Genomic DNA, 1,725 nt, shown 5'->3' with positions numbered 1-1,725 from the left:
TATGAAATAAAAAACAAAAGTTCCTAGGGTAAATAAAAAACAAAAGTTCCAATTTTTAATAAAGTATTAACGTAATGAAAAAAAGCAATTACGAAATTAACAAGAGATATCAATTGGAGTATATAAAAAACAATCCAAAAGCAACAGCCAGAACATTATCACTGGCGTTAAATATTTCAACAAAAACTATTTATAAACTTAGAAAACAATTAGCAAATGATAATGAAATAACAATTACACATAAAAATTCAAGAAACCAATATTCAAGAAAAATTAGCATTAGTCAAATCGATTGAATAATCGAACACTATTATTCGATTTTAAAGCAAATATACAAGGATAAATATTTAAATTTTTATCTAAATTTAAGATATTTTTACCAGTATGAACTGCCCGAAAAACTTAAGAACAATATGACATATGCAAGTATGATTAAGAATTTAAAAGCACGTGGATTTTATACATATGGAATGAGTAAAAACGGGAGAAAAGAAGCACGGAAAAACTTAGCAAATTTATCTAAAAAAGATGATTCAAAGACAATCGTGTTTATTAATAAAATTTCGAAGGAATTAGACAAAAACATCGCTTTTGTTTCAAGAAAAAATAAAGGAGCACATTTGAGTCTGGGAGAGATAGTTGAAATTGATGCAACTGAACATTGATGAAATTGCGATAACAAGTTTCACATATATGTTGCTGTTGATCGGGCGACGGGAATTATATTAGCTTTACATGCTGAAAAAGAAGAGACCAATCAAGGTTATATGATTTTACTTGAAGATTTATTTTCGAAATGAGGTTTTCCAGTCTTAATAAGAACTGATAAAAGAAGAACTTTTTACGGAAATGAAGCGAAAAACACACCTTTTGTGGAAAATATGAGTAAAAAGAACATAAAAGTTGAATCTTCTAGTGTAGCTATATTTAAGCCTCTTGTTGAGCGCACTAACGACGCAATACAACGATTTTTCCCTATCCATTTTAAAAATTTAGGCATTAAAACAATAACGGATTTTAATAAAAACAAGGAAGTTTTAATCAATGATTTTCATCAATGAAACAATAAATTTTACGCTCATAAACAAAATATTTTTAGGACATGCGACACTTCGAAAAACGAACACAAAGTCTATCTAGAAATTAAAAGAAAAGCTTATGCTTCGACATTTCAGTATCAAAATCAGTATTATGTTGCAGTGAATGAAAAAGGACAAAAATTGAAAATTTGACCCGATGATGATGCACGAATAATGATAGATAGTAAAGGCGAAATTAAAATAAGCATCAACAACATTATTTTCAACACTTTAATACTAAAAGGTGATGAGTTAAATGATTTTCAAAAATTTTGCTTACAGTACAAAATATCATCTACCGAGATGTTTTCAAAACCTATGTATAAACTCTACAAAAACAGCAGAATATTTGCGATTAATTTATATAACGTGATACACAAATTAGAAGAAAAAAACTACGATTTAAATCCGCTAATGCAACATACTTATGAAGTTAGTATTGAAATCTATAAGGAAATGCAAAAAATTTTCGAAGAAATAAAAAGAATGGCTTGTCTTATCTAACCATTCCTAATACATATTAAATTTTGGTTGAATTAAAAGGAGTCAACCTAGTAAATAATATCAAAAATATAAGTCCAAATAAAAAACAAAAGTTCCCATTTACAAATTCGAAAAAAGTGGAACTTTTGTTTTTTATTTCACA

1 protein-coding gene is annotated in these 1,725 nt (G+C 27.4%); it reads left to right on the top strand.

What is annotated here, in order from left to right; genetic code table 4:
* Positions 1-74: 74 nt before the first annotated feature.
* On the top strand, positions 75-1,583 hold the full coding sequence (locus N1F73_RS03620; protein ID WP_260360146.1) for a hypothetical protein: 1,509 nt from the start codon (positions 75-77) through the stop codon (positions 1,581-1,583).
* The last annotated feature ends 142 nt before the right edge of the window (positions 1,584-1,725 follow it).

The sequence above is a fragment of the Mycoplasma sp. HS2188 genome, from assembly GCF_025209835.1.
Taxonomy (GTDB): Bacteria; Bacillota_I; Bacilli_A; order Mycoplasmatales; family Metamycoplasmataceae; genus Mycoplasmopsis.
Note: the sequence above shows the minus strand (reverse complement) of the source record. Positions and strands in the feature narration are given on the sequence as shown.